The organism is Roseateles sp. P5_E11, from assembly GCF_054049355.1.
In genome coordinates this window covers 1-526 of the sequence record NZ_JBFUMO010001214.1, presented here as the reverse complement: position 1 = coordinate 526, position 526 = coordinate 1, and the positions used below count along the sequence as shown (strand labels likewise).

The following is a 526-nucleotide window of genomic DNA, read 5'->3' as shown; positions in this document are numbered from 1 at the left end:
CAAGTTTGATGAGCTTGGATATTGTCGAAAGACGGTATCGAATTCATCCCACGCGGAGTGGTAGTTCAGTTGGTTAGAATACCGGCCTGTCACGCCGGGGGTCGCGGGTTCGAGCCCCGTCCRCTCCGCCAAGGATTCCATCGGGTCCATCCGATAAAAGAACGGCCAATTTATTGGCCGTTTGCTTTTTGCGACCGGTTTATACCGGGGGTATAGCTCAGCTGGGAGAGCGCTTGCATGGCATGCAAGAGGTCAGCGGTTCGATCCCGCTTACCTCCACCAAATACTCTTGTGGTTTTTGTGTGGCACGCAGTTTGTTTAAAAAGTTCTGTCCCCTTCGTCTAGAGGCCTAGGACACCACCCTTTCACGGTGATTACAGGGGTTCGAATCCCCTAGGGGACGCCAAGTTTGATGAGCTTGGATATTGTCGAAAGACGGTATCGAATTCATCCCACGCGGAGTGGTAGTTCAGTTGGTTAGAATACCGGCCTGTCACGCCGGGGGTCGCGGGTTCGAGCCCCGTCC

3 tRNA genes are annotated in these 526 nt (G+C 54.1%); all 3 read left to right on the top strand.

Annotated elements, in window-relative coordinates:
• Positions 1-54 precede the first annotated feature (54 nt).
• The 3 genes from ACXJKR_RS34410 to ACXJKR_RS34400 all read left to right on the top strand — a co-directional run bounded on the left by ACXJKR_RS34410 (position 55) and on the right by ACXJKR_RS34400 (position 406).
• Positions 55-131 (top strand) — tRNA-Asp (locus tag ACXJKR_RS34410).
• A 75-nt stretch (positions 132-206) separates the two neighbouring features.
• Positions 207-282: transfer RNA gene (locus ACXJKR_RS34405), tRNA-Ala, on the top strand.
• Positions 283-330: 48 nt separating this feature from the next.
• Positions 331-406, top strand: a tRNA-Glu gene (locus ACXJKR_RS34400).
• Positions 407-526 lie beyond the last annotated feature (120 nt).